At 44.2% G+C, this 15,576-nt stretch carries 13 protein-coding genes and 1 riboswitch; of the genes, 5 read left to right on the forward strand and 8 right to left on the reverse strand.

Annotated elements, in window-relative coordinates:
- Positions 1-401: 401 nt before the first annotated feature.
- The 3 genes from thiC to ACM0OX_RS22340 all read right to left on the reverse strand — a co-directional run bounded on the left by thiC (position 402) and on the right by ACM0OX_RS22340 (position 4,005).
- Complete coding sequence (gene thiC / locus ACM0OX_RS22330; protein ID WP_292818366.1) at positions 402-1,775, reverse strand: phosphomethylpyrimidine synthase; 1,374 nt, start codon at positions 1,773-1,775, stop codon at positions 402-404.
- 7 nt (positions 1,776-1,782) lie between these two features.
- Positions 1,783-1,879, reverse strand: a riboswitch (TPP riboswitch).
- A 77-nt stretch (positions 1,880-1,956) separates the two neighbouring features.
- A complete protein-coding gene (locus ACM0OX_RS22335) occupies positions 1,957-2,949 on the reverse strand; it encodes a 2-hydroxyacid dehydrogenase (RefSeq protein ID WP_414517169.1) in 993 nt (330 codons plus the stop codon).
- A 183-nt stretch (positions 2,950-3,132) separates the two neighbouring features.
- Complete coding sequence (locus ACM0OX_RS22340) at positions 3,133-4,005, reverse strand: phosphodiester glycosidase family protein (protein ID WP_414517170.1); 873 nt, start codon at positions 4,003-4,005, stop codon at positions 3,133-3,135.
- A 389-nt stretch (positions 4,006-4,394) separates the two neighbouring features.
- Here ACM0OX_RS22340 and ACM0OX_RS22345 point away from each other — a divergent pair, with 389 nt between their 5' ends.
- Both ACM0OX_RS22345 and ACM0OX_RS22350 read left to right on the forward strand, forming a co-directional pair.
- Entirely contained in the window at positions 4,395-4,622 is a 228-nt protein-coding gene (locus tag ACM0OX_RS22345) for a hypothetical protein (protein WP_335181747.1), read from the forward strand.
- A gap of 87 nt (positions 4,623-4,709) precedes the next feature.
- A complete protein-coding gene (locus ACM0OX_RS22350) occupies positions 4,710-5,327 on the forward strand; it encodes an rRNA large subunit pseudouridine synthase E (RefSeq protein WP_414517171.1) in 618 nt (205 codons plus the stop codon).
- On the opposite strand, the gene lnt is transcribed toward ACM0OX_RS22350, so the two are convergent.
- The 3 genes from lnt to ACM0OX_RS22365 all read right to left on the reverse strand — a co-directional run bounded on the left by lnt (position 5,322) and on the right by ACM0OX_RS22365 (position 10,979).
- Positions 5,322-6,938 (reverse strand): apolipoprotein N-acyltransferase, encoded by a 1,617-nt coding sequence (lnt, locus tag ACM0OX_RS22355; RefSeq protein WP_414517172.1) that lies wholly within the window; start codon positions 6,936-6,938, stop codon positions 5,322-5,324. The two genes, ACM0OX_RS22350 and lnt, sit on opposite strands and share 6 nt — an antisense overlap.
- Complete coding sequence (gene gyrA, locus ACM0OX_RS22360) at positions 6,919-9,522, reverse strand: DNA topoisomerase (ATP-hydrolyzing) subunit A (protein ID WP_414517173.1); 2,604 nt, start codon at positions 9,520-9,522, stop codon at positions 6,919-6,921. Before gyrA ends, lnt begins: the two co-directional genes overlap by 20 nt.
- Positions 9,523-9,674: 152 nt before the next feature.
- The gene (locus ACM0OX_RS22365) at positions 9,675-10,979 is read right to left on the reverse strand and encodes a chloride channel protein (protein ID WP_414517175.1); all 1,305 of its coding nucleotides are present in this window, start codon (positions 10,977-10,979) and stop codon (positions 9,675-9,677) included.
- Positions 10,980-11,427: 448 nt separating this feature from the next.
- Here ACM0OX_RS22365 and ACM0OX_RS22370 point away from each other — a divergent pair, with 448 nt between their 5' ends.
- Entirely contained in the window at positions 11,428-11,703 is a 276-nt protein-coding gene (locus ACM0OX_RS22370) for a hypothetical protein (RefSeq protein ID WP_414517176.1), read from the forward strand.
- A gap of 307 nt (positions 11,704-12,010) precedes the next feature.
- On the opposite strand, the gene ACM0OX_RS22375 is transcribed toward ACM0OX_RS22370, so the two are convergent.
- Both ACM0OX_RS22375 and ACM0OX_RS22380 read right to left on the reverse strand, forming a co-directional pair.
- The gene (locus ACM0OX_RS22375) at positions 12,011-12,880 is read right to left on the reverse strand and encodes a zinc metalloprotease HtpX (protein ID WP_414517177.1); all 870 of its coding nucleotides are present in this window, start codon (positions 12,878-12,880) and stop codon (positions 12,011-12,013) included.
- Between the two features lie 284 nt (positions 12,881-13,164).
- Positions 13,165-13,716 carry a Chromate resistance protein ChrB gene (locus ACM0OX_RS22380; RefSeq protein ID WP_414517178.1) on the reverse strand — a complete coding sequence of 184 codons (552 nt, stop codon included), beginning with the start codon at positions 13,714-13,716 and terminating at the stop codon, positions 13,165-13,167.
- Positions 13,717-13,769: 53 nt separating this feature from the next.
- Between ACM0OX_RS22380 and ACM0OX_RS22385 the strand changes: the two genes are divergently transcribed.
- Together ACM0OX_RS22385 and ACM0OX_RS22390 are read left to right on the forward strand one after the other, a co-directional pair.
- Positions 13,770-14,048 carry a hypothetical protein gene (locus ACM0OX_RS22385; RefSeq protein ID WP_414517179.1) on the forward strand — a complete coding sequence of 93 codons (279 nt, stop codon included), beginning with the start codon at positions 13,770-13,772 and terminating at the stop codon, positions 14,046-14,048.
- An 89-nt stretch (positions 14,049-14,137) separates the two neighbouring features.
- A complete protein-coding gene (locus ACM0OX_RS22390) occupies positions 14,138-15,334 on the forward strand; it encodes an MFS transporter (protein ID WP_414517207.1) in 1,197 nt (398 codons plus the stop codon).
- The last annotated feature ends 242 nt before the right edge of the window (positions 15,335-15,576 follow it).

Below are 15,576 nucleotides of genomic sequence, written 5' to 3' on the forward strand. Positions count from 1 at the left end.
GTCCAATGGTCGACTGAGAAAACTTTTTCTCTCCCGACAATTAATCCACCCTGCTTAAAAAGGGGGGTTGGGGGGATCAAAAGCCTGTAGCGCAACTCTAGAATACTTGTGTGTACAACGGTAGCCAATACATACGGGGAGGGTTAAGGTGGGGTATTTTTAATACTCTGTTAAATAACCACATATTACTGAGCAAAAATCAAAATATTCTTCCCTGTAAGAACTTCCGCTTTAACGTTTCCGTGTTATGCGCAGCCTGTAGCAGCTTCCACTTTCACGTGAAGCAAAACCATTTTGTCTCATTCCCAGTCTCAGACTGGGAACAAGGTTTTAAAAGAGTTTTAACTTATAGTTGATAACAGTTACAGCGGTTTTTTGACTTTTGCAAGAGGTCTAATCTGTTAACTTTGAGTCACAGCCTCTTTCGCCAAGAACTTCTCTAATTCTGTCAGCGCATCAGCATCAACCTTAGTTTGCATCGGGCAGAACTTAGGCCCACACATCGAACAAAACTCAGCAGTTTTATAGATATCTGCTGGCAGAGTTTCATCGTGATATTCCTTAGCTCTTTCGGGATCGAGTGATAATTCAAACTGACGGTTCCAATCGAAGTTGTAACGCGCCTTAGAAAGTTCATCATCTCTATCCCTTGCACCAGGGCGATGTCTAGCAATATCAGCCGCATGAGCTGCTATTTTATAGGCAATCAACCCATTTCTGACATCTTCGGCATCTGGTAGACCTAAATGTTCTTTAGGTGTTACATAACACAGCATTGCAGTACCGTACCATCCAGCCATCGCAGCTCCAATGGCTGAAGTGATGTGGTCATAACCGGGAGCAATATCTGTCACCAATGGCCCCAACACATAGAAAGGTGCTTCCGAACACTCTTCCATCTGCTTACGGACGTTGAACTCAATTTGATCCATTGGCACGTGTCCAGGCCCTTCCACCATCACCTGGATATCATCTTCCCAGGCTTTGCGAGTTAGCTGTCCGAGGGTTTTCAATTCAGCTAATTGTGCTTCATCTGAGGCATCATGGGTACAGCCGGGACGCAGAGAATCTCCTAAACTGAAGGAGACATCGTACCTTTTGAAAATCTCAATAATGTCTTGGAAATGGGTATAAAGTGGGTTTTGTTTGTGGTGATGTAGCATCCACCGCGCCAAAATTCCGCCGCCGCGAGAGACAATACCAGTCAGCCGGTTTCTCACCAAAGGCAAATGCTCAAGCAAAATCCCAGCGTGGATAGTTTGATAGTCTACTCCTTGCTGGGCGTGCTTTTCGATGATATGGAGAAAATCATCAGCAGTCAGATTTTCAATTGTGCCGTGGACGCTTTCTAAAGCTTGGTAAACCGGCACTGTACCAATGGGAACAGGGGAAGCCTTGATGATTGCGGTACGAATTTCATCCAAATTACCGCCGCCTGTGGATAAATCCATCACGGTATCAGCACCGTACTTCACCGCCAGATTCAGCTTATCCACTTCTTCTTGAAGATTAGAAGAGTTGGGGGAAGCACCGATATTAGCATTTACCTTACATTTAGAGGCGATGCCAATAGCCATCGGCTCTAGGTTAGTGTGATTAATATTCGCGGGGATAATCATTCGTCCCCGTGCTACTTCCTCACGAATGAGATCGGCCGGGAGATTTTCCCGTTTGGCGACGTAGTGCATTTCTTCGGTGATAACACCTTGGCGGGCGTAGTGCATTTGAGATACATTAACCTGCCCACGTCGTTTAGCAACCCATTCAGTCCGCATATTGTAATTCCTCAATAAACAGCTTCCCTCCGCTGGTATTACCCAGACTCAGGTGTTAAGGGTTTGATCTCAGCCTCGTTATGTAGGCACCCCTAGCATGGATGTAGTGTAGCACCTTGGTTATATCTGGGAGCAAAGGTGTTAACAATTTATGAGGTAATACAATTTTGGATTTTAGGGTTTAGGCGCGAATTTCATTTGCACAAGGACGACTCTGTTCAATATCGGTAATATTAGCAAAAGTTGTTTCGGCAATATTGTAGAGAGCTTCTGCTGTAAAAAAGGCTTGATGTCCGGTAATAAGTACATTGGGGAACGTTGTCAGACGTTGGAAAATATCATCTTGAATAATTTCCCCAGACAAATCCTCAAAGAACAATTCCGATTCTTGTTCGTAGACATCTACAGCAAGATAGCCAATTTTACCAGACTTTAATCCCTCAATCACTGCTTGGGTATCAATCAGCGCTCCTCGGCTAGTATTAATTAGCATCACACCTGGCTTAATTTTTTCTATAGCCTCAGTGTTAATTAAGTGATGGGTTTCAGGAGTTAGGGGGCAATGCAGAGAGATAATATCGGAATTGGCAAATAGCTCAGGTAGTTCTACATACTTTCCACCTAGCGCCTCCAATTCTGGATTGCGATAAACGTCATAGGCGAGTATGTGACAGCCAAATCCCTTCATAATCTGTCCTAAAATCAGACCGATTTTGCCAGTGCCAACAATTCCCACTGTGCGCTCATGCAAATTAAATCCCAACAGTCCATCTAAAGAAAAATTGCCTTCTCGGACACGGTTATAAGCACGATGAATTTTGCGATTTAAGCTCAAAATCAATCCTACGGCGTGTTCTGCCACCCCATAAGGAGAATAGGCGGGAACGCGCACAACGGTAATTCCTAAATCTGCTGCGGCTTGTAAGTCTACATTGTTAAACCCGGCACAGCGAAGGACAATCAGACGAGTTCCCCGTGAGGCGAGAAGTTCTAAAGTTGTGGCATCAACCTGATCGTGGACAAATACGCAAACTGCCGGAAATTCGGCAGCCAGGATAGCTGTATCTCGGTTTAAACGGGGTTCAAAAAATACTAACTCGTGTTGGATAGGAGAATTTGCAGCTGACAAAAACTGCCGATCGTAGGCTTTTGTACTAAAAACTGCTACTTTCATGCAAAACCTCAGATTTTATGTATGCTGCACGGTGTTCGAGTACATAATACCTTGACGCTTAGAAAAGCGATGTCTACAACGAGCGTAGGAGCGGCATTTTTGAATATTTTTAATCGGTACTCTGGCAGGATAAGTTAAAAGAGCGATGTCTACGACGGGCTACGCCTACGCACTCCAGCACTCTCAATTAACAGGTATGATGGGGCGATCGCCTTTCTGAAACCTGCTCCATGATTGTTGTAAAGCAGCAGGAGCAGGATTCTTCGCATCATAAACAACAATCACATTAGTTAGTGGGCGTCCGGCGGGGACTAAAATTTTACCGTTAGCAGCAAAAGCTTTCGATGCACCACCATCTAAGTTCATTGCTTCGTGACAGCCGATTGCTTTCATTGCTTGCGCTTCTTGCTGTAAAGTTAATCCACTATCGAAATTTATCAAAAATAGCTTTTTACCATCAGCAGGAAATCCGATCGCAGTTCGTGCGCCAGTACCTAAAACACCAGGATCTTTAAATCCTTCAACATCCGGCCTCAGCCAAATTTGTCCTTGTCTCAACAGTCGAGGCCCGCAGGTAATAGACAACCAATGTTGATTCCATTCCGGTTTACCATCAACCCGTGCTGTTACCATTTCCGGTTTATTGCCAACTCGCAATCCCAAGGTAGTGCCAAAATTTTCCCACTGGCTGTATTTGATAAATCTTCCTGCCGCTACCATGTTACCCATCACTGTTTTCTGGCTATTCTTGGCAAAAAAAGTACCATTAGCAACGACAGCCGCGCGATGACGAGCCACTAGGTTATTAAATTCTTCATCACCACTAGTTTTTTGATTAGTATTAGCTAAAGTTGCATTATTCGCTAAACCAATAGTAATAAAGGTTTTGGGGTCGGTGAGGTCTATAATAGTTTGATAAAAAGAGAAACCATTTACCTTACCCCTCTTCACTTGTACAGTTTGAGCGGCTGCGGGGAGTGCCAATGTTAATCCTTGTGCCAAGACAGCACCTCCTAAAAACAAGAAAGACCGTCGGCAGATTTTAGAACTTGGCATAATCAACTCTTCACTATATTGTTCTTATAAGGATGCCCAAATCTTTGGATAATTTCGTCTTGTTCCTAGCCTCCAGGCTGAGAATGTACTTAAAGTGGGCTTCTGCCTCTTGTCAAGCACTGGATGCGGAGCCTCCCAGAATGGGTTCCCAGCCTGGAGGCTGGGAACTACCCAGCCTGGAGGCTGGGAACTAATCAGATGCACATAACAAGACTGCCCTGTAGTCCGCCCAAGGAACGGTAGGACTACAGGGGTTAAATACAACAGGTTTCAAGGAAGGTAAAGTACACAACGATTCGTCTCAAAGCCTGATACGAAGAGTGTTTGACTCCTGGATTCTGCTGTATATCCAGCTTCACAAAGAAAAAGTATAAGTCAGGAAGATGTTTATGAGTAGCTTAGTCTTATTATTAATTGGTTTAGGAACATTATTCTTGGTTTTCAATACTAAAGATGAAATTCATCGCATTACTGCTATGATCAGCGGGACAATTCTTTTGATTTGGAGTTTGGCTTTAGCTCCCTTGTCATTTCAATTACTAATTGAGATTGTTTCAGTTTTAGCAGCTTTCTCTGTTTGTATGCGTTGTTTAGGTTGTGGTTTTAACCGCGATTGATTTTTCACTTGATAACTTATAAGTTTAAAGTAAGATTTATAAATTCTGCTTCTATTGTTAAAAGAGAATTCAGAAGTCAAATGTCTCATGCCCAATCATTATCGATATATTATTTTTTACAAACCATACGGCGTTCTCAGCCAGTTTACAAAAGATGCCCCCACACATAGCACCCTAAAAGATTATATTGATGTGTCTGATGTGTATCCTGTGGGACGCTTAGATTGGGATAGTGAAGGATTGCTGCTGTTAACGAATGATGGACAATTGCAACATCGCCTCGCCCATCCGCGTTTTGGTCATAAACGTACTTACTGGGTACAAGTAGAGCGAATTCCAGATGCAGAAGCTATCAAAAGGTTGCAAACAGGTGTGGAAATTCAAGATTACCGCACTCAACCAGCAGAAGTTAGGCTCTTACCAGAAGAACCACAGCTACCTGAACGCACTCCACCAATTAGATTTCGTAAAAATGTACCGACAGCTTGGCTAGAAATGACTTTAACAGAGGGAAAAAACCGCCAAGTTCGGCGCATGACTGCGGCTGTCGGGTTTCCGACTTTGCGACTGGTCAGGGTCAGCATAGCTCATTTACAATTAGATGACCTACAATTGGGTCAATGGCGCGACCTCACCGCCTCTGAACTCCAATTTCTGCATAATTTTAATAAATTGAAAAGTTTTCCCTCAAAAACCGTCTCATAATACTAATTCTATCGTGTTCAATTTCTTTATACCGCAAATTACCAGCCAAGCTCCTCCAGAGGAGATTAACAACAACGGTGTTAACCAATCACCCCAACGCACATATAAAGTCTGTGTCTGTCGCCGATAAATTGTTTCAGCATGAGTTTCGTAGGTATTATATCCAGACATCCACAAGGTTCTGCCATGAGGATCTACAAAGGCTGAATATCCGGTATTAGTTGCCCGTGCTGACCAGCGATCGCTTTCAATTGCCCGCATGATATCCTGTGCATGATGCTGGAATGGCATGGATGCAGTGTAATGGGCATCGTTAGAAGAACTGAGAATAAATTGTCCACCTGCCGCCGCTTGACGGCGAAATTGTTCGGGAAAAGCAGATTCATAACATATACTAGCGATCGCTCGACCAAAAGGAGTGTCAAATAGCTGATTTGCTGAACCAGCAACTTGGTGCGCATCCAAAGGCGACAAGCGCTGAACTATTTTCCCTAAAATTCCTTCAAAGGGAATATATTCTCCCAGAGGTACTAGTTTGGACTTATCGTAGCGGCTGACAATTTCACCTTTACTGTTGAAAGTAAACAAACTAATTGTATAACTATCTCCCCGTTCGCCAAAAGCCCCAATCCAAGCAACTACGCCTTTTTCCTTCACGGCTGCGACTAAGGCTGTTTCCAGCAAATTACGCTGGAAAATAGGTAAGGCTCCTTCTGGGGTCAGGACTGCATCTACACCTTGATTTGCTAAATTTATATACCCACTGGTGTAATTTTCTTGAGCGCGACGAAACCCTTCGGAACTTCGTAAAAGTCGGTTAGGAATATTACCTTGAATAATCCCCACTTTTAAAGCCGCTTCTGGTGGTTGGGCGATGGGACGGCTGTATAAGATAAAACCAATTAGGTGTAAAGCAATTAATAGTCCTGCGGCGGTAGTTAAGTATTTATTAACGAACCGCAGAGGCGCGGAGGACACAGAGGAAATTCTCTCTGCGCCCTCTGTGCCTCTGCGGTTCGTCCATCCTTCAGCAATCAACCCATTCACAGCAACGATCGCTGCTGTCACAGTATTAGGCCCAGAGAGTTGACCAAGATGTACAATTACGAGATTATGTGGACTTTGTGTGTAAGCAAGGGAACTCCACCACAGAGGGCCAGCACTCCACAGACTTTCTAAACCGCACCAGACGGCTGTACCAATCAGTATACGTAACCACGGTTTTTGTCCGGCTAGGCGAACCATCACAGCCGCCCAAATAGTAAGGAATACCCCACCCAAGACACTAATAAATCCCCAACAAAAAAGGGTGATTGCCAAACTCGGCAACCACGGAACGCCCAACCATGTCATCGGATGAATTCCGGTAATCCAGAATAGGGCGACACCGTGAAAACCAATACCCCACAGGAAAGCCGGGGGGTATTGGTTTTTGCTTTTGGCTGAAGTGACAACTAGCACCCATAAGGGAACTATAGCAATCCAAGCGAGGAACCATGCACCTACTGGGGCTACGGTTAGCCCCATTAAAATGCCGCTAGCGAATGCAATCAAATAGGGGAGTAAGGCGATTAACCTCTCCCCCTGCTTTTTATTCTGCTTCTTCTGCATCGACAGCATCAGGTGGAACTATTGCTACTCCGGTAATAGCGTCATCTTCGTCTAAACGCTGCACTCTGACTCCAGTTGCCGATCGCGATTGGATAGAAATCGCGTTCACTGCTTGACGAATGATAATACCGCGATTTGTCACCATCATGATTTCATCATCATCATTGTTGACAATGCGTAGGGTTGCTAGCTTGTCTTTAGTTTTGCGGTTTTTGAACTTGGTTGCCATTAAACCCTGACCAGCTCGATTTTGCAGCCGGAATTGAGCAACTGGTACGCGCTTACCATATCCACCCATTGTAATTACCAACACCCAAGGGCCAACTACGCCACTGCTAGGCACTTCTGCGGACTCTTCAGTAATTTCGGTAATTTCGATATCTTCTGTTTCGATTGTTTCGATATCTTCAGTTTCTGCTTCTATAACATCCAAAGTTTCCAGAATTGCTGCGGGCAGAATGTCCATACCCACGAGTTCATCTTTATTTTTGAGTTTCATGGCTTTGACTCCACGAGTCGCCCTACTTAAAGGACGCAGTTGTTCGTGGTTGCACCGGAAGTTAATTGCCATTCCGTTACGAGAACCAATGATTACGCTATCCTCTACTCTGGCGCGTCGCACCCAGCGCAGTTGGTCGCCTTCTTCTAAGGAAATGGCAATCAAACCATTGGCGCGAATATGACTAAAGGCTGCCAATTCGGTTTTCTTGATATTCCCGCCCTTAGTGAGCATGACCAAATATTCTTCGCTGCTAAACTCGTCAACAGGTACAATCGAGGTGATTTTTTCCTCTTTGGGAATGGGCAGCATCTGGACGATTGGTGTCCCGCGACTGGTACGCGAACTTGCTGGAATTTGATATGCTCTCAGGCAATAAACAACACCACGCTCACTAAAGAATAAAATACTGTCGTGATCGCAGCAAGTTAAGAAATGCTCAATGGTATCATCATCTTTTACCTTGGCTGCGGCTTTACCTCTGGTAGCACGGCTTTGCGCTTCAAAGGTATTAACTGGCATCCGTTTGATGTAACCTTGCTCTGTCACCAGAATGATCGCTTTTTCATTGGCAATTAAGTCGCGATCGTCTAATTCCCCTTCCCCTGGTAAAATTACCGTGCGGCGGGGTGTGGCAAAGTTAGTTTTTAGTTGCGCGACTTCGGTTTCAATGATTTCTAGCACTCTCTCCCGGCGTGCCAAAATATCTTGCAAGTCGGTAATCTTCGCTTGTAATTCGTCGTGTTCCAAACGAATTTTGTCTGCTTCTAAGGCAGTCAACCGCCGCAATTGCATCTGCAAAATCGCATCTGCTTGCACTTCCGAGAGTCCATAAGTTGTGATTAATTCGCCTTTGGCTGTCGGCGCATCGGGCGCATGACGAATTAAGACAATAATTGGATCTAACTGAGATAGGGCAATTAATAACCCTTGCAGGAGATGGTCGCGTTCCTCGGCTTTTCGCAATTCGTAGCGGGTGCGTCTGGCAATGGATTCGATGCGGAAATCCAAGAAGACGGTTAAAAACTGCTTGAGGGTGAGGACTTGGGGTTCGCTATTCACCAACGCCAGCATATTTGCGCCGAAGTTGGCTTGCAGTGGCGTTTGCTTGTAGAGGTTGTTCAGCACGACACGCGGGTAAGCATCACGCTTGAGTTCGATGACAACTCGCATCCCGTCGCGATCGCTTTCATCCCGGATGTCTGCAATCCCTTCTAGACGCTTCTCGTTCACCATTTCGGCGATTTTTTCAATCAGCGCCGCTTTGTTGGTTTGATAGGGCAATTCGGTGATGATAATTGCTTCTCTATCTGGGCGTCCCCGTTGTTCAACGGTTTCAATGTTGGCGACACCACGCATGGTAATAGAACCACGCCCGGTAGTATAAGCTTCTCGAATGGCAGATGTCCCCAAAATCTGCGCCCCAGTCGGAAAGTCTGGGCCGTGGACATACTGCATTAATTCGAGATCGGTGATTTCTGGATTGTGGATTACAGCCACCAAAGCATCAATCAATTCGCCCAAATTATGCGGCGGAATGTTGGTTGCCATACCCACGGCAATCCCAGAGGAACCGTTGAGCAATAACTGGGGAATCCGTGCTGGTAAAACTGTCGGTTCTTGTTGGGAACCGTCGAAGTTATCAGCAAAGTCTACGGTTTCATACTCAATGTCGTGGAGTAAACCAGCACTAGTTAAAGCTTGCAACCGACATTCGGTGTACCGCATGGCGGCTGGCGGATCGTTGTCTACCGAACCAAAGTTACCATGCCCGTTAACTAGGGGCGATCGCATGGAAAAATCCTGCGCCATCCGCACCAAGGCATCATATACTGCCGTGTCTCCGTGGGGGTGATATTTACCCAATACTTCCCCCACTACACGGGCGCATTTCTTAAAGGGGCGATCGTGGAGCAGACCTAGCTCGTGCATTGCGTAGAGAATGCGACGATGCACAGGTTTTAGACCATCCCTGGCATCTGGCAACGCCCGACCCACTATCACGCTCATGGCGTATTCCAGATAAGACTGCGACATTTCGGTGCGCAAGTCAATCGGGATAATCCTCTCCTGTGAGGTTGTCATAACCTAAAAATCTCCAAAAATCGTAGATTTTAGCTTTTTTACTCAACAAAGCGCAAAATTATTCTAAATTGCTCTTGAATAATTGCTATAATTTGATACAATCTTAGCATATATTGCTTTTTCTTGCCTGGGCAGCTAACTCAGGCAATTGTTCAATCCGTAGCTTCTCTCTGGGATTTTAGTTGAGATGCGATCAAAGGAACTTTAGGGGCAAGAAAAAATCCAACCAAACTGGCAAAAAGGATTGGCGTAAAGGGACTCAAGTTAGTCAGTTTTGACAGTAGCAAAGTCGTACTTATCGGTGTGCGGGTTACGGCTGCGTTGACAGCCGCCATTGTACAAATCATGGCAAGGGCAGGATCGAGTCCCGGAATTAAGACTGCTACTGCTTTACCAATGCAAGCACCAGTGAAAAATAGGGGAATGATGAATCCACCGCGCCACCCACCTGTTACCGTAATGCTAATGGCAGCCATTTTCCCAAGAGCTAGAGTTAAGAGAAAAACAGCACTAAAGTTAGCAGTCAGGACTGAATCTAACTCTTCATGTCCAAAATAACGGGTAAGGGGTAATAAAACTGCTAAAATGCCAAGTCCCACACCTGCTAGTGTTGTCCGCACATAAATGGGAACAGAAGTTGGTGAAACGGCTTGCCAAAAGGCATCGCAGCCCCGAAAAATACCCATAAAAATCCATCCTGCCACTGCCCCGATAATTCCAAACACGATCGCGATCGCAAAATCATCAATCCTTTCTAAGTGATACTGAGGAAAATGCCAAGTGGGGGCAATACCCAAATGTGTAATTGCTGCAAACACCAGATAGCTAGCGCAACTCGAAACAATGGCTGGCATTAAGGCTTCGTAATATTCCACAATATGCTCGTGGTGCAAAATCTCCAAAGCGAACATTGCACCGCCAAGAGGTGCGCCAAACAAGGCAGTGAAGCCAGCCGCCATTGCTGCTAAACTCATGGTTCTGAGGTCTTCACCTTGGAGTTTTAAGCGATCGGCAATCCAAGTACCAAAAGAACCTGTTACCTGTACCAGTGGCGCTTCTGGGCCAGCACTACCGCCTGCTGAGATGCTGACTAGAGAAGCAAGAATCATTGAAGGATTTTTGCGAACATCTAGGCGTCCGCCACGAAAATGAATATTATCAACAATCACGGCGATTTCACCGGGATTTCCCAAAAAATGAATCACCAGACCGATAACTAAACCGCTAAGTGGCATTACTATCAGGAGGCTAAAACCCTCAAATCGCTGGAGTCTGTGAGTTAAAAACTCTAGAATATTCCAGTACAATGCCGCAAATAGACCACCAGCAGTCCCCACGACTATCCAGCGGATAACCCACTGCGAAATCATTAGGGGATTACGCTTTACCAGTCCAAAAAGTTGAGCAAATGTCCAGCGTTGAGTTTGATTGCTAGCGGGGGGCTTGTTTGGTAACACTGCTTATTTCCTATTTGTGAAACCTAGAGTACTGAATATTTACGCTTTTTATGGTAAAGGCTATTTAGTTTAGTAAATCATTTTTGGTCTACAAAGAGCGATATTTTTGACGGGCTATAATAAAAGGGCGTACAGATAGATGTACGCCCCCTAAAATATTTATCTGCGTAGGCGTAGCCCGCCGTAGGCATCGCACCCTTTCCCTTTTTTAACGAGAATCCCCAGATGACTATTTAGGCTGCGGTAGTTGTTCACTAGTCGCAGGCTGTTGTACCAAATAACCAAGGATAGCTGTAGCAAGACCGCCGATAGTTCCAGCGTGTGGTTAATCACCCCAGCGCTGCCTAGCAACGATGAACCCTAGCAACAGCACTAGGGTTAGGAATCAGATTTTAGGGTTTAATCTCTGGTAGTGGCGGTATCCGTACAGAGAAAAAAGGTAGGAAAGGTGGGAAAAGTAGGATGTCTGACTGTTTTCGTTGATTCTTGTAATTACAGTTGTTACCCTGTTATTGAACTGATATTAAAATTGGTTGATATGAAAAAAGTAAAAACGATAGAAATTAAAAATTTGCAAGCTCCAGAAATAGAGGAATTATCAGACGGTGAAGCTAAGAACGTAGTAGGTGGCTTTGCTGCGAAAGTTGCACCAATAGGAATAGATTTAGGTACACCTTATAGTGAAGTTGGTGTATTCGTACATGGAATAAACGTCAAATCCTGATTATGCCTAACAAAAGTTTCAGTTACCCTGAATAAGGGTTTATTGAAGGTTTCCCCAAGCAGCAATAGCCGCCTTTTGCACGCGAAAGCTGAAGTCTACTACGTCTTTCATCAATAAGTGCCAGTTTCTCTCGGCTTCATCTTAAATTACCGCCCAAGAGTTTTCTAAGCGATCGCGTTGTATCAATTTCCTTGCTTCAATATTGTTTGCAGTATCTATATATTCTTTAAAAACTGCACCCTGTAATGATTAATCATTAGTCATTGTTAATTTCACAAAGGAAAAATGACTAATGACAAATGACTAATTAATAAGTTTTTGTTGGCAGTTGTTGCTCTAATTTTAGTAATGCTGCAACTCGCACTTCTGTCGCTGGGTGACTGGAGAATAAGTTACCCAGAAATTGTCCAGAGATGGAATTGATAATTAATAACGGCTCATAAGCTGGATTGGCATTTAAAGGCATCTGCTTTGCTGAAGCTTCTAAGCGTTGCAATGCTCTAGCTAAGGCGCGGGGATTACCAGTTAATCTAGCAGAACCAGCATCAGCAGAAAATTCTCGTGTGCGCGAAATTGCTAGCTGAATAATTGTCGCAGCCACCGGCGCAAGTATGACTGTTAATAAAACTCCTATTGGATTTCCACCTCTATTGTCATCTCGCGAACCACCGCCAAACCATAGGCTGTAACTAACCATTTGGGCTAGGAATGAGATCGCACCAGCCACAGTAGCAGCAACGGCTTGTGTGAGGGTGTCACGATTAATAATATGGGTTAGCTCGTGGGCGATAACACCTTCGAGTTCATCGTCTGGCAATATATTTAGAATACCTTCGGTGACAGCCACAGCAGCGTGTTCTGGATCGCGCCCTGTAGCGAAGGCATTAGCACCAAGGCTTGGAACTATATAAACTTTAGGCATGGGAATGTTAGCGCGATCGCTCAATCTCTGCACCATCCGATAAAGTCCTGGTGCTTCCCTTTCACTCACCGGTTGCGCTTGGTATACTGCTAGGGCAATCTTATCTGATTGATACCAGGAAAACAGGTTGGTTGCTGCTGCCAAGCCAATCCCGATAATCAAACCACTAGAACCGCCAATTACCCAGTAACTAATTGCTATCAAAAGACCACTTAGTGCAGCAAGCATTGCAGCCGTTTTCAATTGATTTGTCATGTTTTTGCTCTCCTGCTAATGCTGTGTAAATTTTTGAGAAAACAGCATTACTTCAGCTACATTTTGATTTTATCCAGCTAAACTGAGATATATGGTACAGAAAACCTATCAAATAAGTACGGTTTTCCTACTTAAGTTTTAGTCATAGAATTAATATTTATAGATAGTAAAAAGATAGTAAAAACGCATCTATCTATAGGAATAAATATATTTATCTAGGCAGAGATTACAAGTGTGATGCTTAGATTGGGCTATGCCTACGCAATTATTTAAGATCCATTTACTTATAAAGATTCTGAGTCTATTCCTTGTGCTTGATATATTTGTTCGGAAAATAGCTGAAAATCTAATTCACACGCCTTCAAAGCTTCAGTAGCTTGTGAGGATTTTGGGGCATCAAACAAATCGCGATCGCGGATTTTTGGCAACCAAGAACGCAGTTTCGTTAGTTCCGCCTCGTTCTCTTCTAATTCTGCAAAAGTGAGATTACCTATTTTCCGTTCCTCGCTCAATTCGCTATGCAAATCCCGACATTGCCCCAAAAACTCTTGATATTCTTGGTCTGCCTGCTGTTGAAAACGCTCTATTAACATAGCATTTTGCTGAGGTTCGTCAATCCAAATAGTTAACAAATCTGCTTCACCGCCACCTGCTATAATATCCGCTTTTAATTCTTCCAAATGGCTCTGCAAGTCTTTTCGTTGTGGTAGCAAGCATACCGACTGCTGTAAATAAAGTGCGCCTAATCCCTTAAGCTTACGCCAAACATACACCCGCTGCGTCGAAGGCTGTGCGGGTACTTTGTAGACTAATAGGTTCCAAGCTTCTCTATCCATAGACGTATTGTAACAAGTGTTGCATTCAATTTAATTTATTGTTAGGTTGATTAATGAAACATCTGTTGCATTTAGAAGAATTTATGAATGTGAACTATCAAGTTGGCAGCATTGACTGGAGTCCGATTATCCAAAGGATGGAACCTCAGGGGAATTGTCACTTACCTGCATATCCAGGGGATTTGAAAACTGTTTTACTGAATCATGCTGGTTTGGCTCAACATCCTCAAGGTGAGAAAGCCTATCAGATAGCGAGAGAAATTGCCCGATTGACTACCTTCAGCGATGCAGAAATCACCTATTGGTTCTCAAGAATTATAGAACTGATGTAGTAATACTATTTTCAAAAATATTTGCAGCAAATAAATCGGCTGTAAGGGTGTACATATTTATCAATATAGATGTAGCAGAAATAGGCAATATGCAGCTACAAAATAAATTTGTCCAGAAAATTCCTCGGACTGTTTGGGTTTTAGGGTTTGTCAGTCTGTTGACAGATATTAGTTCCGAGATGATTCATTCTGTGTTGCCCTTATTTCTAGTATCAGTTTTAGGGGCGGATATTTTGACTGTCGGCATCATTGAAGGTATTGCAGAGGCGACAGCTTCAATTTTAAAAGTCTTTTCGGGAGTATTGAGTGATTACTTGGGACATCGTAAAGGATTAGCGGTGTTTGGCTACGGATTATCAACCTTTGTGAAACCTCTATTTGCTGTAGCTACTAGTCCAACTGGGGTGTTAATAGCTCGATTTGGCGATCGCATTGGCAAAGGTATCCGGGTAGCACCCCGCGATGCTTTAGTTGCCGATTCCACTAACGCAGAGGTACGCGGTGCAGCTTATGGATTGCGTCAATCCCTCGATACTATCGGAGCATTTTTGGGGCCTTTGGCAGCATTTGCCCTGATGGCTGCTTCCCAAAACAACTTCCGCCTGATTTTTTGGCTAGCACTCATCCCTGGATTCTTCGCAGTGGCTTTATTAGCAGTGGGAGTGCGCGAACCAAAAACAAGTGAAATTCAAGGGAACCGAAGCAACCCTCTGCAATGGCAAGCTTTACGCAGTTTGGGTAAAGGATACTGGGTACTTGTAGTAGTGGCCCTGCTATTCAATTTAGGAAACTCCAGTAATGCTTTTTTGTTGCTGCGAGCTGAACAAACAGGTATTTCTGCCTCACTTATCCCATTGACATTAATGATGATGAACATCACCTACTCATTCAGTGCCTACCCAATAGGAATACTTTCCGATCGCGTGGGTAAATTTGGGCTACTGGTAGGCGGATTTCTCCTATACGCTGTAGTGTATCTGGGTTTTGCTTTTGTGCAGACACCTTGGCAAGTCTGGGGATTGTTTGCCCTTTATGGTTTGCATTTGGGTATGAGTAAAGGATTGCTGTTGGCGCTAGTGGCAAATAGTATCCCTGCAAATCTGCGCGGCACTGCTTTTGGATTCCTGAATTTAGCTGTAGGATTAGCCCTTTTACCTGCTAGTTTGCTAGCTGGTGGGTTGTGGCAAACACTAGGAGCAAAGGCGACATTTATAACTGGGAGCTTGTTTGCGATCGCTGCTGTCTTATTGCTGGTAATTAATAGAAAAAAATATTTACAAATATAGGGAAGGAGAAGGGTAGGACTTACGCACGGGTAACGGAAAACGAACCACAGAGGGCGCAGAGTTCACGGAGGAATGAGAGTTTGAGAGGGTTTTTGCGTAAGTCCTAAAGGGTAAGGAATAAGAATTAAATAACATACAATTTATGTCTCTGCTTTACCTCACCCTCAATCCCTCTCCCTTATAAAGGCTACGGTGTACACACAAGTCTTTGAGAGTTGCCTCACAGCGTTTAGATCCCCCCT

The organism is Nostoc sp. PCC 9305, assembly GCF_963920915.1.
In the GTDB taxonomy this organism is placed as follows: Bacteria; Cyanobacteriota; Cyanobacteriia; order Cyanobacteriales; family Nostocaceae; genus Nostoc.